30 protein-coding genes, 2 tRNA genes and 3 pseudogenes are annotated in these 25,910 nt (G+C 40.0%); 16 read left to right on the top strand and 19 right to left on the bottom strand.

The window, feature by feature from the left end:
• Positions 1-54 precede the first annotated feature (54 nt).
• From acnA to F0161_RS03455, 3 genes are all read right to left on the bottom strand, one after another.
• A complete protein-coding gene (gene acnA, locus F0161_RS03465; RefSeq protein WP_150203734.1) occupies positions 55-2,700 on the bottom strand; it encodes an aconitate hydratase AcnA in 2,646 nt (881 codons plus the stop codon).
• A gap of 428 nt (positions 2,701-3,128) precedes the next feature.
• On the bottom strand, positions 3,129-3,839 hold the full coding sequence (locus tag F0161_RS03460; protein WP_263862641.1) for a DMT family transporter: 711 nt from the start codon (positions 3,837-3,839) through the stop codon (positions 3,129-3,131).
• Positions 3,805-4,929 (bottom strand): oxidoreductase, encoded by a 1,125-nt coding sequence (locus F0161_RS03455; RefSeq protein WP_225423203.1) that lies wholly within the window; start codon positions 4,927-4,929, stop codon positions 3,805-3,807. Before F0161_RS03455 ends, F0161_RS03460 begins: the two co-directional genes overlap by 35 nt.
• Positions 4,930-5,146: 217 nt before the next feature.
• On the opposite strand from F0161_RS03455, the gene F0161_RS03450 reads away from it, so the two are divergent.
• Together F0161_RS03450 and F0161_RS03445 are read left to right on the top strand one after the other, a co-directional pair.
• On the top strand, positions 5,147-5,689 hold the full coding sequence (locus F0161_RS03450) for a DUF1836 domain-containing protein (RefSeq protein WP_041095635.1): 543 nt from the start codon (positions 5,147-5,149) through the stop codon (positions 5,687-5,689).
• Positions 5,682-6,542: a DegV family protein gene (locus tag F0161_RS03445; protein WP_003679174.1), complete on the top strand. Its 861-nt coding sequence runs from the start codon at positions 5,682-5,684 to the stop codon at positions 6,540-6,542. Before F0161_RS03450 ends, F0161_RS03445 begins: the two co-directional genes overlap by 8 nt.
• Positions 6,543-6,692: 150 nt before the next feature.
• Here the strand turns inward: F0161_RS03445 and F0161_RS03440 are convergent.
• Both F0161_RS03440 and F0161_RS03435 read right to left on the bottom strand, forming a co-directional pair.
• Positions 6,693-7,049: pseudogene (locus tag F0161_RS03440) on the bottom strand (asparagine synthase (glutamine-hydrolyzing)); the annotation flags it as partial.
• Positions 7,050-7,060: 11 nt separating this feature from the next.
• Positions 7,061-8,230, bottom strand: a complete 1,170-nt coding sequence (locus F0161_RS03435; protein ID WP_041095629.1) for a metallophosphoesterase family protein — start codon at positions 8,228-8,230, stop codon at positions 7,061-7,063.
• Positions 8,231-8,419: 189 nt separating this feature from the next.
• On the opposite strand from F0161_RS03435, the pseudogene F0161_RS03430 reads away from it, so the two are divergent.
• Positions 8,420-8,551: pseudogene (locus F0161_RS03430) on the top strand (ISL3 family transposase); the annotation flags it as partial.
• A gap of 8 nt (positions 8,552-8,559) precedes the next feature.
• On the opposite strand, the gene F0161_RS03425 reads toward F0161_RS03430, so the two are convergent.
• From F0161_RS03425 to F0161_RS03410, 4 genes are all read right to left on the bottom strand, one after another.
• Positions 8,560-9,347, bottom strand: a protein-coding gene (locus tag F0161_RS03425; RefSeq protein WP_150203733.1) for an IS5 family transposase whose coding sequence is annotated in 2 segments (ribosomal slippage) — positions 8,560-9,089 and positions 9,089-9,347 — 789 coding nt in all. Because the reading frame shifts where the segments join, the coding sequence is not laid out codon by codon here.
• 38 nt (positions 9,348-9,385) lie between these two features.
• The gene (locus tag F0161_RS03420) at positions 9,386-10,429 is read right to left on the bottom strand and encodes a phage capsid protein (protein ID WP_150203732.1); all 1,044 of its coding nucleotides are present in this window, start codon (positions 10,427-10,429) and stop codon (positions 9,386-9,388) included.
• A gap of 159 nt (positions 10,430-10,588) precedes the next feature.
• A complete protein-coding gene (locus F0161_RS03415) occupies positions 10,589-10,909 on the bottom strand; it encodes a capsid assembly scaffolding protein Gp46 family protein (RefSeq protein WP_225423199.1) in 321 nt (106 codons plus the stop codon).
• Positions 10,893-11,090: a hypothetical protein gene (locus F0161_RS03410; RefSeq protein ID WP_190318901.1), complete on the bottom strand. Its 198-nt coding sequence runs from the start codon at positions 11,088-11,090 to the stop codon at positions 10,893-10,895. Before F0161_RS03410 ends, F0161_RS03415 begins: the two co-directional genes overlap by 17 nt.
• 207 nt (positions 11,091-11,297) lie before the next feature.
• Here F0161_RS03410 and F0161_RS11680 point away from each other — a divergent pair, with 207 nt between their 5' ends.
• Together F0161_RS11680 and F0161_RS03405 are read left to right on the top strand one after the other, a co-directional pair.
• Positions 11,298-11,429, top strand: coding sequence for a hypothetical protein (locus F0161_RS11680; RefSeq protein WP_263862640.1), 132 nt, complete (start codon positions 11,298-11,300; stop codon positions 11,427-11,429).
• A gap of 6 nt (positions 11,430-11,435) precedes the next feature.
• Positions 11,436-11,684 carry a GlsB/YeaQ/YmgE family stress response membrane protein gene (locus F0161_RS03405; RefSeq protein WP_003606447.1) on the top strand — a complete coding sequence of 83 codons (249 nt, stop codon included), beginning with the start codon at positions 11,436-11,438 and terminating at the stop codon, positions 11,682-11,684.
• A 50-nt stretch (positions 11,685-11,734) separates the two neighbouring features.
• Here the strand turns inward: F0161_RS03405 and F0161_RS03400 are convergent, their stop codons facing one another.
• The gene (locus F0161_RS03400; RefSeq protein WP_225423197.1) at positions 11,735-12,475 is read right to left on the bottom strand and encodes a phage minor head protein; all 741 of its coding nucleotides are present in this window, start codon (positions 12,473-12,475) and stop codon (positions 11,735-11,737) included.
• 89 nt (positions 12,476-12,564) lie between these two features.
• Entirely contained in the window at positions 12,565-13,014 is a 450-nt protein-coding gene (locus tag F0161_RS03395; RefSeq protein WP_150203730.1) for a recombinase family protein, read from the bottom strand.
• Positions 13,015-13,267: 253 nt separating this feature from the next.
• On the opposite strand from F0161_RS03395, the pseudogene amaP reads away from it, so the two are divergent.
• The 7 genes and pseudogenes from amaP to F0161_RS03360 all read left to right on the top strand — a co-directional run bounded on the left by amaP (position 13,268) and on the right by F0161_RS03360 (position 15,690).
• Positions 13,268-13,827, top strand: a pseudogene (amaP, locus tag F0161_RS03390) (alkaline shock response membrane anchor protein AmaP).
• An 11-nt stretch (positions 13,828-13,838) separates the two neighbouring features.
• Positions 13,839-14,024 carry a DUF2273 domain-containing protein gene (locus F0161_RS03385; protein WP_041095700.1) on the top strand — a complete coding sequence of 62 codons (186 nt, stop codon included), beginning with the start codon at positions 13,839-13,841 and terminating at the stop codon, positions 14,022-14,024.
• Positions 14,025-14,051: 27 nt separating this feature from the next.
• Complete coding sequence (locus tag F0161_RS03380; RefSeq protein WP_150203729.1) at positions 14,052-14,594, top strand: Asp23/Gls24 family envelope stress response protein; 543 nt, start codon at positions 14,052-14,054, stop codon at positions 14,592-14,594.
• Positions 14,595-14,608: 14 nt separating this feature from the next.
• Complete coding sequence (locus tag F0161_RS03375; RefSeq protein WP_003680323.1) at positions 14,609-14,860, top strand: GlsB/YeaQ/YmgE family stress response membrane protein; 252 nt, start codon at positions 14,609-14,611, stop codon at positions 14,858-14,860.
• 14 nt (positions 14,861-14,874) lie between these two features.
• The gene (locus F0161_RS03370) at positions 14,875-15,126 is read left to right on the top strand and encodes a GlsB/YeaQ/YmgE family stress response membrane protein (protein ID WP_057871006.1); all 252 of its coding nucleotides are present in this window, start codon (positions 14,875-14,877) and stop codon (positions 15,124-15,126) included.
• Between the two features lie 10 nt (positions 15,127-15,136).
• Complete coding sequence (locus F0161_RS03365; protein WP_003681696.1) at positions 15,137-15,277, top strand: hypothetical protein; 141 nt, start codon at positions 15,137-15,139, stop codon at positions 15,275-15,277.
• 197 nt (positions 15,278-15,474) lie between these two features.
• Positions 15,475-15,690 (top strand): CsbD family protein, encoded by a 216-nt coding sequence (locus F0161_RS03360; RefSeq protein ID WP_150203728.1) that lies wholly within the window; start codon positions 15,475-15,477, stop codon positions 15,688-15,690.
• Positions 15,691-16,359: 669 nt separating this feature from the next.
• Here the strand turns inward: F0161_RS03360 and F0161_RS03355 are convergent.
• From F0161_RS03355 to F0161_RS03340, 3 genes are all read right to left on the bottom strand, one after another.
• Positions 16,360-17,289, bottom strand: coding sequence for an IS30-like element ISLpl1 family transposase (locus F0161_RS03355; RefSeq protein WP_150203727.1), 930 nt, complete (start codon positions 17,287-17,289; stop codon positions 16,360-16,362).
• 129 nt (positions 17,290-17,418) lie between these two features.
• A complete protein-coding gene (locus tag F0161_RS03345; RefSeq protein WP_150203725.1) occupies positions 17,419-18,096 on the bottom strand; it encodes a hypothetical protein in 678 nt (225 codons plus the stop codon).
• Between the two features lie 93 nt (positions 18,097-18,189).
• Positions 18,190-18,834 carry a bifunctional 2-keto-4-hydroxyglutarate aldolase/2-keto-3-deoxy-6-phosphogluconate aldolase gene (locus F0161_RS03340; RefSeq protein ID WP_150203724.1) on the bottom strand — a complete coding sequence of 215 codons (645 nt, stop codon included), beginning with the start codon at positions 18,832-18,834 and terminating at the stop codon, positions 18,190-18,192.
• A 157-nt stretch (positions 18,835-18,991) separates the two neighbouring features.
• On the opposite strand from F0161_RS03340, the gene F0161_RS03335 reads away from it, so the two are divergent.
• From F0161_RS03335 to F0161_RS03325, 3 genes are all read left to right on the top strand, one after another.
• A complete protein-coding gene (locus F0161_RS03335) occupies positions 18,992-19,249 on the top strand; it encodes a helix-turn-helix domain-containing protein (protein ID WP_150203723.1) in 258 nt (85 codons plus the stop codon).
• A gap of 12 nt (positions 19,250-19,261) precedes the next feature.
• A complete protein-coding gene (locus F0161_RS03330) occupies positions 19,262-19,900 on the top strand; it encodes a LysR family transcriptional regulator substrate-binding protein (RefSeq protein WP_150203722.1) in 639 nt (212 codons plus the stop codon).
• A gap of 94 nt (positions 19,901-19,994) precedes the next feature.
• Positions 19,995-20,771, top strand: a complete 777-nt coding sequence (locus F0161_RS03325; RefSeq protein ID WP_150203721.1) for an SDR family NAD(P)-dependent oxidoreductase — start codon at positions 19,995-19,997, stop codon at positions 20,769-20,771.
• A 58-nt stretch (positions 20,772-20,829) separates the two neighbouring features.
• Here F0161_RS03325 and F0161_RS03320 read toward each other — a convergent pair.
• A tRNA-Arg gene (locus F0161_RS03320) sits at positions 20,830-20,903 on the bottom strand.
• 13 nt (positions 20,904-20,916) lie between these two features.
• Positions 20,917-20,988: transfer RNA gene (locus tag F0161_RS03315), tRNA-Gly, on the bottom strand.
• A gap of 934 nt (positions 20,989-21,922) precedes the next feature.
• Between F0161_RS03315 and F0161_RS03310 the strand changes: the two genes are divergently transcribed.
• Entirely contained in the window at positions 21,923-23,245 is a 1,323-nt protein-coding gene (locus F0161_RS03310; protein WP_150203720.1) for an MFS transporter, read from the top strand.
• A gap of 145 nt (positions 23,246-23,390) precedes the next feature.
• Here the strand turns inward: F0161_RS03310 and F0161_RS03305 are convergent, their stop codons facing one another.
• From F0161_RS03305 to F0161_RS11820, 3 genes are all read right to left on the bottom strand, one after another.
• Positions 23,391-23,921 carry a response regulator transcription factor gene (locus F0161_RS03305; protein ID WP_150203719.1) on the bottom strand — a complete coding sequence of 177 codons (531 nt, stop codon included), beginning with the start codon at positions 23,919-23,921 and terminating at the stop codon, positions 23,391-23,393.
• Positions 23,918-25,153: a sensor histidine kinase gene (locus F0161_RS03300; RefSeq protein ID WP_150203718.1), complete on the bottom strand. Its 1,236-nt coding sequence runs from the start codon at positions 25,151-25,153 to the stop codon at positions 23,918-23,920. Before F0161_RS03300 ends, F0161_RS03305 begins: the two co-directional genes overlap by 4 nt.
• A 62-nt stretch (positions 25,154-25,215) precedes the next feature.
• Complete coding sequence (locus F0161_RS11820) at positions 25,216-25,890, bottom strand: ABC transporter permease (RefSeq protein ID WP_150203717.1); 675 nt, start codon at positions 25,888-25,890, stop codon at positions 25,216-25,218.
• Positions 25,891-25,910 lie beyond the last annotated feature (20 nt).

Genomic DNA, 25,910 nt, shown 5'->3' with positions numbered 1-25,910 from the left:
AACAAGTAAGAGTGCACCACGAGATTGTAGTGTGGTTACCTGAGATATGGTGTTCTAATCGAGGCTGGTTGCACTCTTTTCTTTTACAATTAATGGCAATATGCCACCATTTTCATAGTATTCCCAGTCTTTTGGTGTATCAAAGCGAAGTTTGGTATCAAATTCGACTTTTTTGGTATCTTTAGTGGCAATTACGTGGGCCGTCGTTTGATTAAGCTTGATATCAAATGTTTCGGTACCATCAAGTCCAAGACTTTCAGCCGTATCACCATTTTGATATTCAAGAGGAACAATTCCCATCATGACCAAATTAGAACGGTGAATTCGTTCAAAACTTTCGGCAATAATCACCTTCACACCCAATAACTTAACTCCTTTGGCGGCCCAATCACGTGATGAACCCATCCCGTAATCTTTACCAGCCAAAATCACTAATGGCGTTTGATCCTGTTTATACTGCATTGCTGCGTCAAAAATCGTCGTTTCTTGATTGGTTGGTAAATAACGGGTAAAACCACCCGTTTTATCCGGGACAAGTTGGTTACGTAAACGAATATTTGCTAACGTCCCACGCATCATGACATCATGGTGACCGCGACGTGAACCATATGAGTTAAATTCTTTGATTGGCACTCCTTTACTAGCTAAATATTTACCAGCTGGCGTGGTTGAACCGATGAAACCTGCTGGAGAAATATGGTCAGTCGTGATGGAATCACCAAAGCTCGCCAGTGCACGCATATCATCGAATTCACTTGGTTGGCCTTCTTGTTGTTCAAAGAATGGTGGTGACGCAATGTAAGTTGATTGATCATCCCATTCATAAGTGACTGATGATGGTGCTTGTAAAGCGTTCCATGTTTCGTTCTGTTTTAAAATAGACGAATAATTATCTGAGAATTGTTCAGGCTTAATGTACTCGGTGGCGATTGCGTCGACGTCTTCATCGGCTGGCCACAAATCAGTCAAATATACTGGCGTGCCATCTGTGCTAACACCAACTGGTTCAGTGGTAACGTCAATATCAAGCGTTCCCGCTAAAGCGTAAATCACTACTAGTGGAGGTGAAGCCAAATACGTATCTTTGACAAGCGGATTCACCCGCCCTTCAAAGTTCCGGTTACCACTTTCTACCGCCGCAATTGGATAAGGTCTGTCCACGACAATTTGTTGTAATTCTTCTAACAACTGGCCGGAATTACCGATACAAGTCGTACAACCATAACCAACTAAGTTAAAACCGATTGCATCGAGGGAATCTTGTAAGCCAGCCGCTTTCAAGTAGTCAGTTACTACCCGTGAACCAGGAGCAAAAGACGTCTTGACGTATGCGGGCACCTTTAGCCCAAATTCAACCGCTTTTTTAGCAATTAATGCCGCGGCAATTAGAACTTGTGGGTTTGAAGTATTAGTACAACTGGTAATGGCCGCAATGCCTAATGATCCTGGGCGAAGCGCAAAGTGTTGACCCGCAACTTGTACTGGATAGGCTGCCATGTCTCGCCGGTCCTCAAACTGTGCTGGTAAGTTCGCCAATTTCACAATATCTTGTGGACGACTAGGTCCAGCGACACTACTTTCTACGGTACTTAAATCTAATTCTTCAATTTCACTGTAATGTCGACTACTATCAGTGCTTTCGTCATAGAAGAAGTGGTTAGCTTGTGAATATTCTTCCACCAAATTAATCAACTCATCTGGGCGACTCGTCAATTTCAAATATTCTAGCGTTTGCTGATCAACCGGGAAGAAGCCACAGGTAGCCCCATATTCTGGTGCCATGTTCGCAATTGTTGCCCGATATGCCAGTGGTAAATGCGCCAAGCCGGAGCCATAATACTCCACAAATTTGCCCACCACTCCATGATTACGCAGTTGATTCGTCAACATTAAGGCCAAATCAGTCGCCGTCACGCCTGGATTCAATTTGCCAGTTAACTTAACCCCAACGACACGTGGCATTGGCATAAATGATGTTTCGCCCAACATACTTGCTTCAGCTTCAATTCCGCCAACGCCCCAGCCCAGCACTCCCAGGCCATTAATCATGGTTGTATGCGAATCAGTACCGACCAAAGTATCTGGAAAAGCTTCGAGTTCGCCATTCTCATTTTCTTTGGTGCGAATGACTTGAGCTAATCGTTCCAAATTGACCTGATGAATAATTCCAGTATCAGGTGGAATCACGGTCAAATTATCAAAACTACCTTGCGCCCACTTCAAGAACTTATATCGTTCTTCATTACGTTCAAATTCTTTTTCAATATTATAGTCAAAGGCCAAGTCATCCCCAGAGCGGTCGACTTGTACCGAGTGGTCAATGACCAAATCAACGGGGACTTCGGGATTAATTTTTTGAACATCCCCACCTTGTTCTGCCAATGCATCACGCATGGCGGCCAAATCAACCAGTGCAGGCACCCCTGTAAAATCTTGTAGAATCACACGTTCAGGATTGTAGGATACGTCTTGGTCATGATGTTCATCCCAATTAACAAACGTCGTTAACGCCGCAATCTTTTCAGCATCATTACCGGCACGGCGTAAGGCCGCCTCTAACAACACTCGAATCGTATATGGCATTGATTCCACCGAATCACCATGATCAGCTAAAAAAGCTGCGATATTTGCAAAATGATAAGTTTTTCCATTAATCTCAAATGTCTTTTGTAATGAATCTGTCGCCAAATAATCCACCATCTTTCCCGAATTTTATGTATGAGTTAACAAGGTTACTAAGTCGTGTCACCCAATTATTAAAACTTTTTAATCTTATTTTAATTTTTTGTAACTATTAATACCCTAAATCGGAACTTGTGCATCGTCAAGCAAATTCAGGGTTTATTCGCCAATTGCATTGCAAAACAAAGTGGACAACCATCACAAACTTATTTTATTAAGTCAATTTTTTTAATATTTGAGTTAATTGACAACTGACATGTTTATGTAAATTAGGACAAAAATACCTCATAATGTAGCAAAAAAAATACTTCATCATTATCCGACGAATAATTAATGAAGTACTGAAATGTTAAGTTTTTTGACTACTACTATTTTCAATTAATAAGAAGGTAAAGACTGAACCGAGGACAATAATGTTTCCCACAATTGTCAGTCCAGTGATTGATTCACCCGAGCAACAAAGTGGCCAGGATGGTGGCACCCACCGGCTCACCCAGCATACTCATCGAAATGGTCGTGGTATCAATGTAATTCAACAGATAATTGTAAATCACATGCGCTAAGGTTGGGACGACCGCCAACAACCAGAAGATTCCCCACTCTCTGGGTGCAAAGCCAGTCATCTGTTGTTGAGTGATCAAGTTAAAACAGTTCAGCGTGATGCCGGCTACTAAAAATACCACGAAACTATATAACCAGTGCGTTACCTTGAGCATCACTTGCTGACCGACCATCATATACGTCACCAACGCAATAATACACAATAACGACAGTCCATCCCCAATCATCGTCGCCACTCCATGGCCAAAGTCCCCCCATCCCACCAAGCAGATTCCAATCAAGGAGACCCCAATCGTCACCATCGACGCCAAATTTGTGCGCTTTCCAAACACCAAAAATTCCGCCACTAAAGCCACAATTGGTTGCAAGGCAATGATAATCATCGAGCTCGCAACCGTCGTCAGCTTCAATGATTCAAACCACAGCCCAAAATGACAACCCAATAAAATCCCGGCAAATATTAGCCGGCCCCATTCAGCTTTGCGTAACGTCAACAGCTCTTTACGATACCGATACGCAATTGGCAACAATAATAGGCTCGCAAAATACATCCGATACATACTAATCGTCGTCGCTGGTGCATTGGACCACTTCACAAAAATCGACGCAAAGGAAGTCGCGATAATTGAAATAATTAAGTTGATAAATGCTTGGGCTCAATTGACTAAAGCCAGCAGCTAAAATTGCCAAATCAGTAATTGCTTCATCAGCACTGACCAGTGGTGCGACACCGTGGATAATACTTTCATACAGACCATCGTAAACCCGACCGTAGTCCCCTCGCGGCGTTGGAAGCTGTTTATTGATCCAATCACCATTAGCGTTTTGATAATTTAGCTCACCAAAGAATTTCGGACTATCTTCCCCGAACCCCGCCGCAGCCGGTGTTAATCCAGCTTTTAAGTCATTCTCCTGTTGGTCAATACCATATTTAATGAAACTACCTTGAGTGCCATGCAAAATAAAGCGCGGATAGGGTTGCGCCACTAGCGAGCTACTTTTGACCGTAGCTTTGAAATTAGGATAAAACAAACTGACATCATAATAATCGTCAACCGTACTAGCCGGATTCTGTTGCGCTCGAATATCGTAACTGACCTGTTGGGGCCGACCAAATAATGCCACTACTTGATCAACTAAATGGCTACCTAAGCCATAAAAGGCGCCATCTTCCGGTGCTCCTTGTTTAACTTCCGGATCAGGCCGAAAATGATCAAAATGTGATTCTAGTTCCAGCGGCTCACCTAAGTACCCAACTTGCAGAACCTGTTGTAAAGCTAAAAACTCACCATCAAAGCGACGATTTTGATACGGCATCACTAATAAGTTATGCTCAGCGGCTAGATCAAATAAGGCTTTAGCTTCCGCAACCGTGCTAGTAAATGGTTTCTCGACCAGCACATTTTTGCCAGCTTCTAAACAGCGCTTGGCAAAGGCAAAATGCAACGCTGGCGGCAAGCAGATCGTCACTAATTTAACCGCTGGGTCAGATAATACTTCAGTCACGTTATCAGTGAACTGAACGTGATGCTGCTTGTAAAATTCTTGTTCCGCTGGCCGTTTATTTAAATGGCGCGCATAAACCCATTTTACTTGAATATTGTCGCGTAACATCAAATACGGCAAATGATAGCGTGTGGCACTTTTACCAAAGCCAATCACCGCCATCGTTAATTTTTCTGTCATGTTATTTCCTCCGCTTCCACAATGTTGAAACATGGCTCATTTCAAATCTTAACTTTATTTTAAAAGCTTGACTAGATAGATACAAGTTTCGGCATTCATTGTTCAATATTGACTCTGCTCTCACATATAATGATCGAATCAACTTTGTAATCTAGTTTACAAAACTAGATTACAAGTTTATACTATCAATAACCTACTTGGTGAAAGGAGTCAATTTATGTCCACCCAAGAAAATGACTTTCAAGCATGGCTCACAAAAATCCAGGCCCTAAAATTACCGCAATGGGACGATTTTCCTGATTTTGATATTTATATGGAACAACTGATCAATTTGGTCAACCAGTACCTAGCCCCATTAGAACTTGATCCAGTAACTCCGGCAATGATCAATAATTACGTTAAACACAAGGTCATGTTTAAACCCGTTAAGAAACGCTATCAGCGCGAACATCTCGCTGCGGTCATTACGCTGACCCTGCTCAAAACCGTATTTCCATTAGATATGATCCGTAGCGGCTTTAATGGTGAATTAAACGTCTTATCGGCACAAGCAGCCTACGATTGCTTTGCCGCTAATTTTACGACCCAATTACAGACCCTTGATCTGGCGCAAAGTACGCCATTACCTTTTACCAAAAATTTTGAATGGGATGAAGCCATTCAACAGACTGCCGCCACCACGATCATTTACCAATTGATCAGCAAACGGCTAATGCTGCACGCACCACAAATTGAAAAAGGAGCTATTGCCCATGACTAAAATTAACCCGCACGTTGCTATTCTTGTTGATTCTTGTTCTGACGTTCCAGCAGACTTTATTGCTGAACATCATCTTTACATGGTCCCAATGACGATTGCTTATCACGATGAAATTTTTTTGGATAAAGTCACCATCGATCCGGACACGGTTTACGCTAATCTAGATAAAGAAGTGCCGAAAACTGCTTCACCAACTGGTGACCTGATTGCTAAAGCCTTTGCCGACATCAAAGCGGACGGCTTTAAGGAAGTTATCGCTGTTTGTATTTCTAGCGGCTTATCTGGTACATTTCAGCAAGTTGAAATTGCTGCACGTGTTTCCGGCCTAGACGTCAGTGTGATCGATACAAAAAACATCGGTATCGCTAGCGGCTTAACTGCGATCCTCGCAGCCCAACTCAGCGAAGAAGGCCTGCACAAGGTCGAGATTGAGGCACGAATCCGGACAGTTGCCAAACACACCAAAGTTTTCTTCTACGTGCCAACGCTAACCTATTTACAAAAAGGTGGCCGTATCGGTCGTGTTGCTGGCATGGCCGGCACGCTGTTAAACATCAAACCAATTATTTCTTGCGACGATGACGGCATTTACTACCCCGTTGCCAAAGTTCGTGGTGAGAAAAAAACATTGTTGAAAATGAAGAAGCTACTAGCCGAAACTATCGGCAACGCGCAACGCTTTAATTTGGCAGTCGCCGATGGTGCTAATCACGAGATTGCCGCACAACTGACCGCGGAATTACACGAGCTTTATCCGCAAGCTGAACATATTTTTACCGGTAATGTTTCACCGGCACTTGGTGTGCACACTGGCCCCGGGTTGATTGGACTGGGTGTCCAGGTTCTAGCCTAACTAAAAAGACGCAACACTGGAAATTACATCCAATGTTACGTCTTTTATTTAGCGCTGTTTGCGGAACCGCAATAGTGGTGTACAGATCAGTGGTGCCACCACTGCGGCTAAAATTGCCTCAGGAATCCCATTGGTCGCAACGACCAACTTCCGAATTTTCTTAAGTAATTCTTCCATTCCCCACTCTTCAAAACCATGTAACAATACTTCTGTATCTGTTTCAGTAGTAAAAGTATGACCCTTGTTGATCAATTCTTCTCTAATACCTTGGTAGTTATAAATTTCTCCGTTAAAAATTACTGCTTTTGATTTATCTTCATTGTAAATAGGTTGCATACCACTGTTGATATCAATGATACTCAATCGACGAAATCCTAGCGCCGTATCCTCATTAACTAATTCCCCCGAACTATTTGGACCACGATGTTTGATCGTATCCATCATAGCTTCTATAACTGGCTTTTTGTCAGCAATCTTCTTGTCTACGAAACCGACGATACCGCACATATTAATTCTCCTTAAATTTCAAAACTTACGAATCTGGTTGCTGCACCATATCCAAATATTTGGAGCAACATTTTGTCGGGATTGATATTAATGAAATATCCAGCTAATTCGGAAATCTCATTATATCGGCGATCCCATTTTTTATTATAATCAGTCGTTACGCCATGTTTTTTACCCATTAAGGCCGAACAATTTAATATTATATGATTAATCCCATTAACTTTGTAGTGCTTTTCATAATGCATGTGTCCACAAATATAATTCGATATGGTCGAAATACCGGTATCAGTAAAGTTATAGCGAACATTAACTCCAAAATCACCGGATAATTCATTTTTAAGTTGTCCAGAATCCTTATTATTAAAGCTAGTAAAAATCTTCTGAACTAAGTCACCGTTGAAGTTCAAAGCTGAACGACCACTTTGACTGATCAAATTAGCATGGCCAAAAACTACGACATGCTTATCAATTGTCTTTTCTAAAATAGATATTAAATCTTCGATCTGTTGCTCGCGGATACCACGGACTTTTTTGAAGTCGTACTTCTTGGTCCCGCCATTTAGGATATAGGGAATATCGCTCGTATTCAAGAAAATTACTCGAATATCCCCTTTATCGATCCAAGCAACTTTGGAACCAAGACTCAAGCGTTTGATCTCAGGTTGTTCGAAATCATGTTTCGTTACCAAATTATAGTAGTCGTCACGTCTAAATGAGGCTGAAGTAATAAATTTGTGTTCATCATACTTATCATTTTCATCGTGATTACCTTCCAGCACATAAAAAGGACGCTGGCTATTTTGGTAATTTTCCATCGTGAATTGTAACAATCCTCGACTGATCTCTGGCTTATCACTACCGTCGATCAAATCGCCTAAATGAATATTGTAATCCACTGGCAATGAATCGCAAGCCTTATTGGCTTCAATAATATGCCTTACACCGTTGAGACCATAGTACGATGAACTGGCAACAGCTTTTTCATGAGTGTCCGTTAGAACCGATAAAGTCAAGCAATTTTGGCTAACGTTAGGTTCAACGTTCTTTCTGAAAACTTGCTCGATATATTTTGTAAAAAACGGTCTCGGCTTTAATTTTCTCAAAAAGTTATCAGTTTGAACAGAGATAAATTCAGATAGTCTCGGTCTAAAAAATTTTTTAGTAAGAAATTTGATTTTCACGATTTTTATTCTCCTAATTGACTAAATCTTATCATGTTTTAGACTCCGACAGGGTCTAGAATTTTTGGTGTTGGAAAGTATTTCCATTCCAAAAGTACTAGGCCCTTTTTGATAACAAAAAAAGGCATCTAAGCCTCCCTAGTGCTATGCTTTAAGCGACGAAACTCAAGATAAGCGGGGTAGGAATAGATGTCTCAACTAGATAATACACTTAAATTACTGGGAATTACAGACACAAACATTCAGGTGTTCGGTACTCGTGAGGAATTTCATGGTCGGGGCTCGGGTCGCAAAAAGTATTTGGTCATCCAGGCAGAGCTAGAGGCTGTCTAAAATCTCTTGAGTAATAGTGCTAAAAACGCCAAAACGACCATTTGCAGACTGGTGGTTAATTGACGCTCACAATTTTTCCAAAGTCGCCGACAATTCTCTAACCAACTAAAGGAGCGTTCGACTACCCAACGTTGGGGTATGACTTTGAATCGATGCAACTCATTACGCTTCGCAACCTGCACGGTTGCGTTTAAATTGCTTGCCACATCGAGCTGAAAATTAACGCCTGAATAACCACCATCAACTAAGACATTTTGAACCTGGCGTAAATGCATGGCATGTAAAGTGATCATTGCACTGGCCCCGTCTCGATCAGAGACGTTCGCTCGCGTCATGTGAATGGCCTGCGGAAAGCCATGGATATCAACTGCCAGATGGCGCTTAATTCCCGAGATTTTCTTACCGGCATCGTAACCTTTGTTTTCAGCAGTGGCAGTGTTTTTGACGCTCTGAGCATCCACGATAATAAACGAAGTTAAAGCTGAACGTCCTTGGTAAGTTCGCCGATCAATGACAATTTTTTTAAAACTTGTTCCAATAAAGAATCAGCGGTTGGTTCAACTTTAGTTGACCAAATTTTGTAATAGTTGTAAACTGACCGCCATTCTGGGAAATCACCGGGAACTTGACGCCATTGGCAACCGGTTTTCAAGACATACAGAACCGCGCAGAAGACCTCGTAGAGGTCATATTTTCGAGGCTTGGTTCGCTTACGAAAATTTTCTAAAACTGGTCGAATTAATTCAAATTGTTGCCGAGTAATATTGCTGGGATAATTTTTCATAGCTTAAACTCGATTTTTACATAGAAGTATATCAAAAATCATAGATCTTGGACAGCTTCTGAAGCTTTAGCTTTAGGTGAATTGATAGTTGGGACAACATAATCAGTTCCTACTTTAAAACCATATTTAACTAATTGAATGTTACGTGGGTCATAGGATACTTGGAATAACGGCTTAGTTCCCGCTGCCAAGTCAGCTAAATAAGTGTCGGGCTTAGTTTGAGTCAAGTCAACATCTGTTCCGGCAACGTGGCAAGTAACTACTCGTTTCTGAATAATGGCTACCATGCCGCCCTTTTGAAATTCGTCACGTTGAACAACTAGGCCATTAGTCGGAGTAGCAGTTGCATAATCAATGGCTCCAGGGCCGAAGATGAGTGCATAACTAGTTCCATCAGAAGCAACCGGAATGCTATCATCTTGAATGATGCTCATACCTTGATAAGTGGCAATTGGAGTAGCTGCGCCAGCAGGTTGCAGGTATTCAATCAATTGTTGTTCACGCATTTCTGAATAAGCTGCTGAGTTAACAACTAATGTCGATAAGGTGTTATCCATTACATCACCCATGCGGGCAAGTGCTTTAACAAAGTCTGAGGCGGATAATTCTTTTTCAGAACCCACACCATAAGTCTTGGCAGTCGCGATATCAGTATTGTTAAAAGTGGCTTTAACAGTATCTAAAAGAATCTTTGTATCTTGGCGAGTCCACCAGTTGCCAAAGCGATTAGCAATCTGCTGTTGGGTACTTGCACCAGAAATTAAATCTCCCCAGTCAGTATTACCGAATGACTTGCTTTGATATATCTTAATGCAGTATTCCATAGCAGAATCAACACCATTAGTTTGAATATCGTTAGTATCATTCCATTCATCTGCATCACCGCTTAAATCATTCATTGCAGGGATCTCAACTGATCGTCCTGGTTGAAGCAATCGGCCACCTAATACTGGATCGTTTTTTAGCACACCAGATTGAACAAATCGATTAGTTTGAGTATTTTGACGATAGATCCAGTCTAGAAAGACTGTTGGTTCAATTAAATTACTAAAATTCGTAGGATTTCCGTTAATTACGGTCATTACCTACACCTCCTATTTAAGTTTGTTGTACAAATCTGGGTTTTGACGATAAAGGTTAGTCTGCTCTTCAAGGCTCATCTGCGCAAAATCTTCGCGTGTCATAGAAGCGTTAAATTGTTGACCGCCATTCTGTGGTGATTGATTACCCGTAACTTTCTTTTAAACAGCTTCCTGAACTGCTTTGTTAAATAAGTTTGTAAACTTATCTAAGTTATTGTTACGAACATCTTCTTTAACATCACTAATAAACTCCGCAAATTCAGCTGGAATGTGCTTGTCAGTTAGAACAGTTTTAGTTGCAGCTAAAGCATCCTTACGATCAGCTTCATCTAATTTTTCTTGAAGACGGTCTTGCTGTTCTTTTAAGGCTTGTCGTTGCTCTTCTAAATCGGCTTGGACCTTCTCACTAGCATTCATGCTGGCTCGTTTTTCACCCTTTTCAAGCCATTCTTGTTCCTTTTGCTTAAGCTCCCTTTTCAAAATCATCCCGCAGATTGCTTTCTACTTCTTTAGCCTTAGAGGCCATCATCTTTCCAATATCATCCTGTGTGTAGGTCTTGCCAGCTGGCTTTTGATTTTTACCATCAGGATTTGGGTTGGAATCGTTTGGCTTAGGTTCTGGGTTAGGATCAGCAAAAAATTGCGAATTTGTTCTCATCATCAAAACTCCTTTTTAAGTCCGCAGACTAAATTGTTTGTAAGTGCAATAATTAAATCGATTATTCTTTAACGCCTGTAATTGAGAAAAAAGGCAAATCAAAAATTCCTATTTTAAAAAGAATGGCACAATCGAATAACTTGTATGCAAATATTCAATTGCCTATAATTAGATTTAGAAGGATGCAATTTAGATAATGGAGGATTTCATATGAAAAGATTTGGACTTTGGTCAAAAATATCAATTATCATTTCTATATCTCAACTTTTATTAGCCATTTTTAAAGAAATTCAAAATTATAACAAATCTAAAAAACATCCTTCGAAAAATAAGAAAGGATGATGTTTTATGCATTGGTTATGGGTTTTAATTATTGGTGCCATCATTGGTGCTATTGCTGGAGCAATTACTAGCAAAGGAAAATCAATGGGGTGGATTGCTAATATTGTTGCCGGATTAGTTGGTTCCTCTATTGGAGAAGCTATACTCGGATCTTGGGGCCCTCAATTAGCCGGAATGGCAATTATTCCTTCAATTATTGGAGCAGTAATTGTTGTTGCTGTAGTTTCTTTCTTTGTCGGTAAATCAAAGAATTAGTTTTTAAGCTTCATTTAAGGTTCTTATATTAATTATAGATGCTAACTTAGTTAGCACCCCTCGACTTTGTTGTGAGCGAAGCCAATTAATAATATTCCTGACCCACTTAGTTTTAAACTAAGTGGGCTTTTTTTGTTCCTTAAATACCCTATCAGTTCACCAGACAGCAGATTCCCATCTTCATCACAGGCTACCAGCTGGCAACGACACCTTGGATGAGTATCCGTGACTGGAATCGGTGCTTGTCCATAGGCAAATGTTTGTCTATCAAGTGGTTCACAAATATCACAAACACGATCATCTTCCTCGGTTAACCACATCACATACTGAACATTCTGTTGATCATACGCTCTATTCTTACCACCGTTGCTATTGCGTATAGCTTCATTAGTTGTTAACGTATAAATTCTGGATAGCATTTGGTTCATAGGCGTTGCTAAATTGTCATCAATTCGATCACCGCTTTGAGGAATACTGCGGGTCATTTTATTGATGTCTGATTTTTTCATGCGGCGACTCAAACCCTTGTTCAGGGTTTCTTTCATTCGTGTCGTCATGACGTCGCCATGCACCCAAATTCGTTGAGAATACTCAGCTTGGTTGGCTACTTTATCTGGAACTGTTGATAGTTTATTAGGGCTTGAATTATTATAGCCATCGATATACTGCTGTTTGAGTTCATTCACTGCAAATGATTCACTTTTTGCTGTAGCAATATTCATACCGGCGCCAATCATTGCACCCAACATATCACGCCGAGAAATAGATGCTTGGGCAAAGATTGCTTGCAAGCGTTTAGACAATTTGTCACTAGGACTAGCGTTAGCTAGCATTTCATCAATTGCTTGGTAAAAGGTAGATTGTAAAGAAAATAGGGACCCTATTTTCTTTTAATACCGTATTTCACACGGTATCGAATAAAGGTCGTCCGTTTAATACCTGTATTTCGGGACACATCAATGTCACTCATGCCAGCTCGATAAAGCTTAAAAGCATGTTGCAAACGGGGATCATCTTTGGCATATTTGGGTTTGCGTCCATGATATTTACCCTGCTGCTTAGCTAAGGCAATCCCTTGTTGCTGACGCTCAATGATCCGCTTACGTTCACTTTCAGCCTGATACTTATACAGTTCAATGATGAGGTTAGTCATCAGTTGACGTAAATTGGGGTCAGCAATCCCTGTCATGGACGGCAAATTTAACACATCTAGGGTGGCCCCCTTATTTTGAATAGTGTTCATGATCTTAGTCAAATCCTGGTTGTTTCTGCCTAAGCGATCTAAATGTTGCTCCTTGGAACTCACACGCGCATAACCGATTTTAGCCATTTCCAATTCTCCTTTTGGACAGTTCTAATGAACACTTGTAATTCCTAGTATAGCACAGAAATAAAAAAGACCATTAGGGTATACCCTAGTGGCCGTTTTTGATCCATTATCAATGGCTTTTTAAATTAGGGCCTAGTACTTTTGGAATGGAAATACTTTCCAACACCAAAAATCTTAATTGGTTCCTTATAAGTGCATATAATTTCATCACCACTACCTGTCATGCTATAATGATGGTAAAGGTGGTGATGATTTGCGATTTATATTTAAGGCTTTAATAGTAGTTGTTATTATCCTTGCATTTCCTTTGTCCATAGTTCTTGTCTTTAAAAATTGGTCAACGGCCATTGGCACTAGCACACCCATGCAATTAAAGTTTGATTGGTTGGATCAGTACGAACCGATATACCTTTTTTGGAGTGGGATAATTCTGGCGGCGGTGTTAATTGTTTTATTGATTATCACACTTTTTTGGCCACGGTCACAGTCATTATATCTTCATCAAAAGTCTGATGGTCAAGTTACCATCAGTAAGAAAGCTATTGAGCATTTTGCTCTTTCAGCACTTCAACATGAACCCTTTATTGGTAACCCAAGGTATCAGCTAAGTTATCACGAAAAAGGATCACACTTAAAATATCGGGTGATCTACTAAATTCAGTCAATGCCAAGAAACAGACTGCAAATTTTCTCAATCAATTAAAAAAAGATTTGCGTATTTGTCTTGGAATTTCTGAACAGAAAAAAATAAAAATCCGACTCGTTGATTTCAATGAGTCGGACGCTAATGTGCATCAATCTCGAGTTGTCTAGGAGGTGATAACGTGACCGAACTCATTAAAGCCTATTTTTGGCCACTAATTGGTGGAATTATAGGATTGCTCTTAGCGGTCCTTATCATCACTTTTGGATTTTTAAAGACGCTTTTTGTTTTGATTTTTATGGTAATCGGGATTACCGCGGGTTATTATATTCAAAAAACTGGTATCTTAACAAATGTTTTTAAATAACTGTTTGAATTATAAGGAGGAAAAATTATGCAGAACGGAACGCCAAGTGAAAAAACAACAACTAACGAAAAGTCTGGTATTAAAGGCAATTTAACATTTGATGATAAGGTTATTCAAAAAATAATTGGTATTGCACTTTCTGAAGTAGATGGCTTATTAACCGTAGATGGCGGTTTTTTCGCAAATGTTGCTGAAAAACTAGTTAATACTTCCGATGTCACATCAGGAATTGATGTAGAGGTTGGAAAAAAGCAGGTTGCAGTGGATCTCGACATTGTTGCTGAATACGGCATTGATATTTCTAAACTGTATGACAAGATCAAAAATGTTATCGTTCGGGAAGTAAAGAATATGACCGACTTAGAAGTAATTGAGGTAAATGTGAATGTTGTTGATGTCAAGACAAAGGAGCAACATGAAAAAGATTCGACTTCTCTGCAAGATCGCGTGAGCGATGCTACAGACAAAACGAAGGAAGCCGTCAGTAATGGCGCAAAGAAATCGAAGGAAACATTAAGTGACAGCGTTGATAAAGTAACGTCTGACAATAAATCTAGTCGTGTTAACTAAGGGGGTGAGTAAATATGGGACTTATTTGGTCATTAATCGTCGGGGCAATCATTGGTGCCATTGCTGGCGCAATCACTAACCGTGGTGCTGCTATGGGCTGGATTGCAAACATCGTAGCTGGTTTAATCGGTGCGTGGATTGGTCAAGGGCTCCTTGGCACTTGGGGCCCTTCGTTAGCTGGCATGGCATTGATACCATCGATCATCGGGGCAATTATTTTAGTTCTGATTGTTTCATTAGTTGTTGGTCGAACCAGTAAAAAGTAAGGGAGTGAGTAAATATGGGACTTATTTGGTCATTAATCGTCGGGGCAATCATTGGTGCCATTGCTGGCGCAATCACTAACCGTGGTGCTGCTATGGGCTGGATTGCAAACATCGTAGCTGGTTTAGTCGGTGCGTGGATTGGTCAAGGGCTCCTTGGCACTTGGGGCCCTTCGTTAGCTGGCATGGCATTGATACCATCGATCATCGGGGCAATTATTTTAGTTCTGATTGTTTCATTAGTCGTTGGTCGAACCAGTAAAAAGTAAGGGGAATTTTATGGACGTCTTGAAAAGTGTATTTAAGTTCATGATCGCTTCTACGCTCATTGTAGGTGGTGTCCTCATCGGTGGCACCGTCTTGGCTGCTAAGAAAGTAGATGGCATTGGTGATACATTGCAACAAAAATTACATGGATAATTAGCCAAATTTATCTGTATTAGGCTTCTTAGAACGTAAATGATTGAGCAATTGAAGATCAGTTAATCAATATTTAAATTTGCAATCTACCTTATAAGTGTCATTCACACTATCTCTTGTAGGATCTCCTTATTAGACAAGCAAATTAAAATGTGGAATAATATTGTTGTAACAAATACATTATGGGAGGTTATATTATGAGTCTAGATGACAAAATTGATAGCACCAAAGATAAGCTAAGTGGAAAAGCTAAAGAAGTTGAAGGCAAGGTTACGAACGACAAGGCCCGCGAAGCTGAAGGTAAGGGTCAAGGTATTCTAGGTAAGGCTAAAGATAAACTGTCAGATGCCAAAGATGCTGTTAAAGATACGGTTGATAACGTAAAGGAAAAGTTAGATAAAGACGATAAATAAATTATCATTTTTAAGAAGACCAAAATCTGGTCTTCTTTTATTTTTTCACGCTTGTTACCCTGTTCTTTCTCCACACTGTAATACGCGGCTTATGTGGTCGATGCGGCTTTTTACGTTACCACCGTCCATCTTTAAGCTGATGTTCTAATTCACCCAAGCAACGTGTCTCTGTGCGACTGACAAGGCCAAATCTGCTATTTACCATCTGGCCCATGCCGGCCACCTCCAAATTTTGGGCAAAATAAAAACGCCACGCTATTTAGCACGACGTCTATTATCCTTACACCATCTTATCGAGCCGAGCACCCGCCTGTGCCCACTCCGGAAACTCATACCCGTATTTACTATGAATTAATCATGATATCGCCACCTCCTGACCATATGCAAAAAAACAGTGATTAGCTGAACTTTTCGATAAATCTATTAAAAGTTTCCGTAGTCCCATTTGCAATTAGTACAACTAAAGCTTCATAGCTAATTTATCAAATTCTTGTATATCAATACCCGTTGCTCCAATTAAATCAAGAATAATCTCCTTTGCTAAGTCTTTACTATAGGAATTTAATTGTTCTGTGAAATCTGGCTCTTCACTTTCATACAGGCCATTGAGCAGTGGAATAATGTAACTATAGATATACACTATTAGTGGATATTCGGTAGATTGCAAATTTAATCCGAATTTTTGGACAAATTTGTCAGCATAACCTGATACGGTGTTTGCCAGTCGAGTATTTTAAGCGGTCGCTGGTTAATTTGGAGTAACGTCGTCGTTAAATCTTGAGCACTAATGTGCTCAAAACGAGTTTCTTTAGGATAAAAATAACGTAAATTCCGATTAAAGCGTTCATTACTACCACGTTCAGCTGGCGTATAAGCATGGCAGTAATAGGTCTTAATACCATATTGTGATTCAAGTGATACTAGCCCACTAAACTCAGTGCCACGGTCCACAGTAAAGCTGTGCACCGGACCATTAAAAGTGGTTAGGAACTTAGTTAGTCCTTCATTAACAGTCGCTGTCGTCCGATCTTTTAACCGGTATGCCCAAAGGAACCGTGATTTGCGATCGATTAAAGTTAATAAAACTGCCTTACTATGCCCAAGAGGACCAACGACTGTATCTAGTTCAAAATCGCCGATGCGATTACGTTGATTAATCATCATGGGACGCTGTTCAATTGATCGCCCCAAAGATTGATTATATTTGGATCGTTGGTCAACGTTACGCCGTTGGCGTACGCCATGTTCAGGTAGATCATTCAAGGAGAAATCAATTCTCCCCTGATTTAGCCAATTATAAATAGATTTAGTAGCTAGTTTAAATTCGTGAGCAATCATTCCTGGTGACCAGCTTAGACGTAAATGGTTGAGAATTTTTTGCTTTAACTCATCGCTCAGCTTAGTTTTCCGACCACATCGTGATCGCTTGTATTCGGCATCTGTTTGTGCTAATTCAGCCTGATAAGGTTGACATCGAGATAATTCATAAGAAATTGTTGACGGTGATCGGTTCAGCCGAACGCCCATTTGGATATTGGACAGCCCTAGTTCACAAAAGGTTTCGATTTTAATTCGTTCGTAATAGGTTATACTAGACAAAAGATCAGCTCCTAAAAGATGGGTTTGTGGTAAACACCATTTTAAAGGAAGCTGATCTTTTTTGTCCGAACGCTGTTCGGATTAATTTTACAATCTACCTTAATAAAAAATTGGTTTTAGCTTTCATTTTTAATCCTTCAAATCGTTATTAATATCTAAAATCAAAGGTAAGTGATCCGAGTAATCTAAAAAATCCCTATTACCGATTTCTAAATGATACCCATCGTTTTCTGGTACATACGAATAATCAATATGATATGGTTGTAGCTCGTTTCGATGTAGGAAGAAAGTAGGCTGTGTTTCTTTCCCAAATTGTTCTCCAGTTTGTGTATGGTAAGCACTTATGTGATTAACTCCGTTCATTAAGTGATTAAAAAAGCTATGAGTCCGTCGACCGTGCTTTTTGTCCCAAATAACACTACTATTGAAATCTCCAATAATTATTGTATCTTTAAGATCATTCATATGTAACTGAGTGTATGTGCATAAATCCTCTATATAACCATGTTTGGTCCAGACACATAATATTTTCTTATCTTGAAAACAGATTGGCAAGTAGTAATCCATATTGTAGTCATTCCAATCTTGTTTCGTAAACTTGTCTTTATTGGAATAAATCAATAATCCCTTGATATCACCATCCTGTTTTAAATACATAATGTTTTTATGGGTTTCTCGAAAGGTTGTAAATTTATCATTATTTATATCTCGGCACTCAGCTACGATATATAAATCTGCCGAAATCTCATCTAATTTTGAATACTTCTTTTGAAAACCATCATTGCAATTCCAAAATACGATTTTCATTTTAAATCACCCCGTTTTTTATCCAAACATAAAAAAGTCACCATTGCTAGTGACTTAGGTAAATTATACGATTCAGTTGGTATTACACAAGGGTTATTTTTGCTTCAGTTGGCGATATTTAGTCATAAACTTCTTTGCCATTGCGGTAACCCCGGCATAATCGTCCGTGTCAGCTGGTTTCAACAAATTACCACCAGCACCTAATGCAACGACGCCGGCATTAATCCATTCTTCCATATTGTCTAGGCTCACACCACCAGAAGGCATAATACTCAATTGTGGCATGGGTGCCATCACTGCTTTGACCATCGATGGTGAAGCTTCCGCCCCTAGAAACATCTTAACAATATCCACGCCGGCTTCCAGGGCAGTTTTTATTTCTGTAATAGTAAACGCACCTGCCAAGTAAGGAACTTGATACAAGTTAGCCATCTTCGCCGTTCCTTCATCAAACAAAGGGCTGACCAAAAACTGAGCACCATCATTAATGGCCAAACGTGCCGTCACAGGTTCTAGCACTGTCCCAGTCCCAATAACGACGTCGGTCTGCGCATACTTAGCGGCCAGTTGACTAATTACTTGATCCGCCTGTGGAACTGTAAAAGTCAGCTCAATTCCCTTAATTCCACCAGCAACTAACGCTTCAACCACTTTGATGGCCTTGTCTGCAGTCTCTGCTCCAACCACCGCGATAATACCTGCATCTTGAATTTGACTTAATGTTTCAAATCTTTTCATCAGTTTATCTCCTCTTGTGTTTGACTAAGTAACTTAACTACGTGAACAGTATAAAGCAGTAATTCTTGCAAATAAATCAACTAAAGAAGACTACCTTGAAACTAAAAGTTACAACTGTATCATTAAATACTTACAATTATCTTGAGGTGAATGACAAATGGACACTAACGACTTAAAAATATTTACAACAACTTATGACAATCACTCTTTTTCAGCGGCATCTGAGAAACTTTTCATGTCGCCGCAAGGAGTCGCCAAAGCCATTAATCGGATGGAGGCGGATTTATCGGTGCAATTATTTATGCGCTCAAAAGCTGGCATTAAACCTACTGCATACTCTCATAATTTATATAATAAAGCGACCGAACTAGAGTTAATGTTTCAAAGTATCAACGCACCCACGGACGATACGTGACTCGCCAATGAGATTGTCAGTGTCTTTTCAACTTACGGATTCTTATCTTTTTTAGGTTTCAATTTCTTTCAAAGCTTTCAAGCGGACCATCCCGAGATAACTTTAAATTTGGTAGAATTCCCGGATTCGGCATTGCGAAATATGTTAAATGATCACCACGCCAACATTGGATTCATTAACGGTCCGATTGATTTAAAAAAATACGATGGTTTTTTTGTCGCCCGTAATCATTACCGCATTTTGGTCTCGCCAGACAATCCGTTATACCAACATCCATCTCTCACTTTTGCTGACTTGAATGGCCAAGCTCTCGGTATTAAAGGAAAAGAATATGATATCTACAATCGTCATTTGAATAAGTTGATCAAGCGCCATACGGTCCCCGCCAGCTACTTTGAGACTTCTGAAGATACTTTTTTACTTGAATTTGTCGCACAAAATTTAGGTGTGGCCATTATTCCTGATTTCCAAGTCGAGTTAACACAATTCGCAGACTTTATCCAAGCCCACAATTTGGCAGCCAAAGAGCTAACCGGGGTCGAATTTATGCGTGATATTTACTTCGTCCAAGTTCTCGATGCCACCCTGTCACCAGGTGAACAAGCTTTCCGTGATTTTGTACAAAAATTAGTTGCAAAAAATAATAGTTAACTTGAAGTTATTTCTTTTGAATCGTAGCTGTAGTTCGGGTTACAATGAAAGTGGTCAATTGAATGACTATACTAAAAACACGAGGAGAATTAATATGTCAGATTTATACAATTTAGAGGGTAAAGTTGCGATTGTCACTGGAGCATCTTCTGGTTTAGGGGCAGATGCCGCTCGTGCCTATGCCAAAGCTGGTGCCGACGTCGCTTTATTTGCCCGTCGTGCAGAAAAACTTGAAGCCGTTGCCAAAGAAATTGAAGCCATGGGGCGCAAAGCTCTTCCGGTTTCAGTTGACGTTTCCAATGAACGACAAGTCAAAGATGGCGTGCAAAAAGTTGTTGATACATTTGGCAAAGTCGATATCTTATTAAATGACGCTGGGGTCGCAGTTCCTGGTGGTGTGGAAGATCTTACCGAAGAAGCCTGGGATCAAGGAATGGCCATCAATGTTAAGGGGCCTTTCTTAATGAGCAAGTACGTAGTTCCATTGATGCGTAAAGCTAAATACGGTAAGATCGTCAATATTGCATCAGTAAACGCCATTATTGCTGATAAAGTACCAGTATTATGGCGTCATAATTACAACGCTTCTAAAGATGGTGTCCGTGGTTTAACCCTTGGTATGGCCGCATCATATGCTCAAGATAATATTACGGTCAACTCAATTGGCCCTGGACTATTTGAAAGTGAAATGACAGAAAATACCTTGTTTAAAAATGAAGGTTTCTTAGCTGCCTACAACGCAACTACCCCGGCTTCACGTCCTGGTAAACGCGGTGAATTAAATGGCACTATTTTATTCTTTTCATCTGACGCTTCCAGTTATGTCACAGGACAATACGTTGCCGTTGATGGTGGTGCATCAATCGTTTAAATTAAATAATATGGTAAACAAAAGCAGCTAAACAATTAAGTTTAGCTGCTTTTTCGTATGCACCCAGTAGGAGTCGAACCTACAACCTTCTGATTCGTAGTCAGACACTCTATCCAGTTGCGCTATGGGTGCAAATTAGTAACAAAGCGGAAGACGGGATTCGAACCCGCGACCCCCACCATGGCAAGGTGATGTTCTACCACTGAACTACTTCCGCAAATGCTTTGTTATCGGCCATCCGACTTAAAGTATATTACGCTATAACTTCAATTCTGTCAATGCACCTTCACCATTTTGTTCGAATTTTGTGAATCGCCAGTGATAATGTCTTAAATAATTGGTAAACGAAAATGTCTCGATTTTATTAAGATTCTCTGGCATCATGTTTTTCACAAATTTACGATGAAAAATCAAAAAATTGCATCTAATAAAATGTAATTGATATTTATTTACGTATTTATATAGTGAGTGGCTAAAAACCGCTACCTAATACATTAGTGTCACATAGCAGACCTATACAACCAACTTTATATGTTAGGGGGTCTGAATGGTGAAAACTAAAGAAAGGTCACTTTGTGAATTGGACTATTTTAAATTGTTCAATGACACATGTCAGATGATTACAGTGTTAAGAAGAGAGTATTGCACCCGGCGTTCAAATTCGGAGCAATAACGAAAAACAAAGCAAATTGTTTTGAATTTTAAAATGATTTGCTTTGTTTAAGTTAGGTGACGAAGTTGCTGGGTAAAACACGATTAAAAAAAATAAAGTAGCCGTTTAAACGGTTACTCAAGCAAAGTGACACTATATTAGGTAGGGAATCAGCTGTGCCATCAGCTGGTTCTCTTTTCACATACAAATATATACCAGTGACTTATAGTTTTCAAGCAAACCCAAGTTATTCAAAGAAAAGTGTGAATCGTCGGCGAAAATGTCTCGATTTCATTTAGACAAAAAATACTACTTCAACAAGAATCGACTTAAATCGTCACTTTATAAAAGAAAGCACACTCTCATTAAAATCTCATAATATAAGTCAAAATCTCAAGCAAACTTTATTATCCATTGAACTTTTCTCAACCAATTGAAGTATCTGCCATCCCCGTGTAACATTGTCCCTACTCGATTAAGAGAAGAGGAGGACTAAATTATGAATACAGCACCTGCACCAAGAAGCGAACGAAAAATTGCGACTAATATTCTTAAAGGATCATTGGGAAACATGGTCGAATGGTTTGATTGGTACGTTTATGCTTCGTTCGCAATTTATTTTTCCGCAGCATTTTTCCCATCAGAGGATAAAACGGCTGAATTACTTTCCACAGCAGCAGTCTTTGCAATTGGATTTTTCATGCGCCCACTTGGCTCATTCATTTTTGGCCGGTTCGCCGATCGTCATGGTCGCCGTACGGCACTCACGTTATCAGTTATTATTATGGCCAGTGGTTCACTAGTAATTGCAATTACTCCAGGATATGCCACTATCGGCATCTGGGCACCAATTATTTTAGTCATTACCCGCTTGTTTCAAGGATTATCACTGGGTGGTGAATACGGGACTTCTGCCACCTACTTGTCTGAAATGGCATCCCCTAAAAAGCGTGGTTTTTATTCATCGTTTCAGTATGTCACATTAATATCTGGACAACTTTTGGCACTATTAGTTCAGATTGTCTTACAAAATGTACTCACCGATGCTCAAATATACCAATTTGGTTGGAGAATTCCGTTTGTGATTGGTTCCTTTGGTGCTTTAATTGTACTCTGGCTCCGGCTCACCATGGAAGAATCAGATCAATTTAATGACGTAAAGGCCAAAAAAGAAAAGAAGGCCGGCACATTAAAATTACTCTTCCAATACCCTCGTCAATTCTTCACTGTCGTTGGGTTAACCTTTGGCGGTACGATTGCCTTCTATGCTTATACGACCTATCTCCAAAAATTTATGATTAACACGACCGGATTAGACAAAAAGGTGGTTACCTTAATTAACTTTTCTGCCTTACTCATTATGTTAATCTTACAACCTATTTTTGGCGCATTGTCAGATAAAATTGGTCGTAAACCGTTACTCCTTTGGTTTGGGGTTGGTGGCACCGTCTTTACCGTCCCAATTTTTAAACTTCTATCAAATACGAATTCAAACTTTGTCGCTTTCCTATTGATGTTGGCCGGGGTCGTGATTGTTTCTGGCTATACTTCTATCAATGCAATTGTGAAGGCCGAACTATTCCCAACTGAAATTCGAGCACTTGGCGTTGGTTTCCCCTATGGACTCACAGTAGCCATCTTCGGTGGAACGGTTGAATACGTGGCTCTGTGGTTACGTCAAGCTAGCCTTGAATCGCTATTCTTCTATTACGTCGCTGCGGCGGCACTGGTTTCATTGATTGTTTACTGGAGAATGCTCGAAACTTCAGAATCATCACACATTGATAAACCAGTTGAAAACACAACACCAGAGGTTCATTAATCCAAAAAACGATACCATCAAATTTAAATGATGATATCGTTTTTTACAGTTTAATAATACCTAATTTCATGGCTTTAGCGACCGCTTCTGCACGGGTTTCAACCTGTAATTTGCTATAAACTGACGTTAAATGAACCTTAATTGTTCATTCACTGAGATGCATTTGATCGGCAATTTCTTGATTATGCAAGCCTTGAGCGACTTGATTCAAAACTTCAAATTCACGGTCAGTTAATGTGATTTGTTCTTCAGCCGTTGCAGTCGGTGACAAAGCTTTCGCAATAATATTAGGATCTAAACTCACCTGATTATTGACGGCGCCACGAATTGCACTCGTGATTAACTCCTCATCTGAATCTTTCAAGAGAAAGCCTTTAGCTCCGAGTTTGAGCGCCTCTTGAATTGGCCCCTGGTCATCAAAGGTAGTTAACATCACTACCGGTACCGAGTTGCCTATTCGTTTAAGTTCAGTCAACATTTGAATGCCGTCCATCTCTGGCATGCGAATATCGGACAAGACCACATCAGGTGCCACGGACTCAATTTGCTTGATTCCTTCCACACCATTTGCGGTACTACCAACTACTTCTAAATCATCAGTTAAATTGAGAATCATAGTCAATCCATTCCGCAAAATTTGTTGATCATCCACGACTAAGACTTTTATTTTACTCATAAGGTTTCCTTCCTAACCGTCGGAATTTTCAGTGTAACCGTCGTACATTCATTAACCACACTGGTAACATCCAAAGCTCCACCAAGTGAGATGGCCCTTTCTTGCATCCCCTGCATTCCGTAGTGTCCCTTCAGATTAGGTTTTTCCAAACTAAAACCTGCACCAAAATCAATAATTTGGAGGACGAACATTGCATCCTTAATATCTGACCGAATAATTACTTCCTTAGCATCAGTGTGTTTCTCTACATTGTTCAAGGCTTCCACTACAATTCGCACAATTTCAGTCATTTGTTCTTGTGAGTATTCGGGTACATCTTTCAAACTGTTTTGAATTTTAAGTTGATGTCCCTTTTGGAAAGCATCAAATAGCATCGCTAATCGATCTGAAAGGTTATCATATTGAATCGTGCACAGTTCAGACAATAATTCTCGCGATTCTTTCAGTGATGAGCGACTGGCCGCACTGGTTTCCGTCAAAATTTCTCGGACTGCCGTCAAATTACCTTTGTCCAGGTTCTTCACGGCCGCACTGAGTTGTAAACTAATCCCAGCTAATTCTTGAGTCAACGTATCGTGTAAATTTCGAGCAATTCGTTGTCGTTCGGCCTTAACCGTCACTTCTTCAATTTGCGAATAGGCCACTTTTAATTCATCAACTAAATCCTCGGCTCGGTTACGTTCCTCCACGGCTTTTTGATAAATTCGATAGAAATACCACGCCGCAATACCCATGAAAATGAGTGATTGCAACACCAGTAATCCTCGGATAGTACTCGACAACAGTGCATAACTAACAATTAATGCCGAGTAAATACAGATAATGCTAATCAAGATTTTCCGAGGTCGTGAGAAAATCACAATTGACTCAATCAGCAGAATTGTAAACAAGCCAATCATGTTGACAATGAAAATTCCGTTGACTAAAAAATTAATGATTAACGTTGGTATTAATTGACCAAAAATTAAGGTTTTCGGTGCGACAGCCACAATGCGTGGGCTCAACCAAATCATCGTGAGTTGGTAAATGATACAGATACCCATCAACGTGGCTTGAATTGCCGATGAAAAATATGGTTTGCCTGGTAAGGCTGGGCCTAAAAAATCATTATCCGTCACCACTTGATTAACAAAGACCGCGGCAAACGAAAATACCAACATCACAATCAACATTGGTATTCTCACGCTTTTGATAGCTTTACTAGCACTACTTAATTGGTTTGTATCGTTCATTGACTGTCTCCCATTATTTCTGATTTGATTGTACAACAAACGATAACTAACTACTAGCTGAACTAGTCGGCACTCAAGGCATCAATTGGATTCAAACTTGCAGCGCGTCGAGCTGGCAAGTAAGCGGCAATTAATGAAATGGCTAACGCTGAGATAAACGTGGTAACCACATTACCAAAGCTAATTTGCACAAAACTATAATCTGCTATTGAGCTGAGCATGAAGTTAATCCCGACTCCGAGTCCAAACGCTAACGCCGTGGCTAATGTGGCACTCACTACCCCGATAATCAGTGATTCACTGATGAATAAACGGCGAATATCACTCTTACTTTCACCTAAAGCTCGTAAAATTCCGATTTCTTTCGTTCGAGAACTAACTGACATAAACATCGTCACAATAATCATCAATGCTGACACGAGTAATGAAATTGCTGCAATTGCTGACAATACCATTGTTGCCAAGTTAACGTAAGTCTTGATGGTACTAATCATTGAGCCAATTGAAGTCGCTGTATATTCACGTTTGCCACTATCCTTCAACGTGTTGATTTTCTTCGTTGTTTTCGTCACATTGTTCAATTTGTTGATTTTAACGGCCACTGAAGCTGCACTCGTGTCAACGTTGCTAGCTTTCATCGCATCCGTTAAAGTTTTAGTGTTAATTGCCGTTAAGGAAGTCATCCCCATACTATTGGAAGCACTAGCAATTCCTGAAACTTTAGCTGTTGTTTTCACCGCTGCACTATTACCATCTT

The sequence above is a fragment of the Paucilactobacillus nenjiangensis genome, assembly GCF_008632615.1.
Taxonomy (GTDB): Bacteria; Bacillota; Bacilli; order Lactobacillales; family Lactobacillaceae; genus Paucilactobacillus; species Paucilactobacillus nenjiangensis.
The sequence above is the reverse complement of the archived record's forward strand: the minus strand, read 5'-3'. Positions and strand labels throughout refer to the sequence as shown.

What these genes read in the sequence shown, in the direction of transcription:
- F0161_RS03455 (WP_225423203.1), bottom strand. Translation starts at nt 4,929, where the DNA reads ATGACAGAAAAATTAACGATGGCGGTGATTGGCTTTGGTAAAAGTGCC.
- F0161_RS11680 (WP_263862640.1), top strand. Translation starts at nt 11,298, where the DNA reads ATGAAAAGATTTGGACTTTGGTCAAAAATATCAATTATCATTTCTATA.
- F0161_RS03445 (WP_003679174.1), top strand. Translation starts at nt 5,682, where the DNA reads ATGACTAAAATTAACCCGCACGTTGCTATTCTTGTTGATTCTTGTTCT.
- F0161_RS03335 (WP_150203723.1), top strand. Translation starts at nt 18,992, where the DNA reads ATGGACACTAACGACTTAAAAATATTTACAACAACTTATGACAATCAC.
- F0161_RS03325 (WP_150203721.1), top strand. Translation starts at nt 19,995, where the DNA reads ATGTCAGATTTATACAATTTAGAGGGTAAAGTTGCGATTGTCACTGGA.
- F0161_RS03310 (WP_150203720.1), top strand. Translation starts at nt 21,923, where the DNA reads ATGAATACAGCACCTGCACCAAGAAGCGAACGAAAAATTGCGACTAAT.
- F0161_RS03345 (WP_150203725.1), bottom strand. Translation starts at nt 18,096, where the DNA reads ATGAAAATCGTATTTTGGAATTGCAATGATGGTTTTCAAAAGAAGTAT.
- F0161_RS03405 (WP_003606447.1), top strand. Translation starts at nt 11,436, where the DNA reads ATGCATTGGTTATGGGTTTTAATTATTGGTGCCATCATTGGTGCTATT.
- F0161_RS03300 (WP_150203718.1), bottom strand. Translation starts at nt 25,153, where the DNA reads ATGAACGATACAAACCAATTAAGTAGTGCTAGTAAAGCTATCAAAAGC.
- F0161_RS03375 (WP_003680323.1), top strand. Translation starts at nt 14,609, where the DNA reads ATGGGACTTATTTGGTCATTAATCGTCGGGGCAATCATTGGTGCCATT.
- acnA (WP_150203734.1), bottom strand. Translation starts at nt 2,700, where the DNA reads ATGGTGGATTATTTGGCGACAGATTCATTACAAAAGACATTTGAGATT.
- F0161_RS03395 (WP_150203730.1), bottom strand. Translation starts at nt 13,014, where the DNA reads ATGGCTAAAATCGGTTATGCGCGTGTGAGTTCCAAGGAGCAACATTTA.
- F0161_RS03305 (WP_150203719.1), bottom strand. Translation starts at nt 23,921, where the DNA reads ATGAGTAAAATAAAAGTCTTAGTCGTGGATGATCAACAAATTTTGCGG.
- F0161_RS03360 (WP_150203728.1), top strand. Translation starts at nt 15,475, where the DNA reads ATGAGTCTAGATGACAAAATTGATAGCACCAAAGATAAGCTAAGTGGA.
- F0161_RS03420 (WP_150203732.1), bottom strand. Translation starts at nt 10,429, where the DNA reads ATGACCGTAATTAACGGAAATCCTACGAATTTTAGTAATTTAATTGAA.
- F0161_RS03380 (WP_150203729.1), top strand. Translation starts at nt 14,052, where the DNA reads ATGCAGAACGGAACGCCAAGTGAAAAAACAACAACTAACGAAAAGTCT.
- F0161_RS03450 (WP_041095635.1), top strand. Translation starts at nt 5,147, where the DNA reads ATGTCCACCCAAGAAAATGACTTTCAAGCATGGCTCACAAAAATCCAG.
- F0161_RS03370 (WP_057871006.1), top strand. Translation starts at nt 14,875, where the DNA reads ATGGGACTTATTTGGTCATTAATCGTCGGGGCAATCATTGGTGCCATT.
- F0161_RS03340 (WP_150203724.1), bottom strand. Translation starts at nt 18,834, where the DNA reads ATGAAAAGATTTGAAACATTAAGTCAAATTCAAGATGCAGGTATTATC.
- F0161_RS03410 (WP_190318901.1), bottom strand. Translation starts at nt 11,090, where the DNA reads ATGATGAGAACAAATTCGCAATTTTTTGCTGATCCTAACCCAGAACCT.
- F0161_RS03365 (WP_003681696.1), top strand. Translation starts at nt 15,137, where the DNA reads ATGGACGTCTTGAAAAGTGTATTTAAGTTCATGATCGCTTCTACGCTC.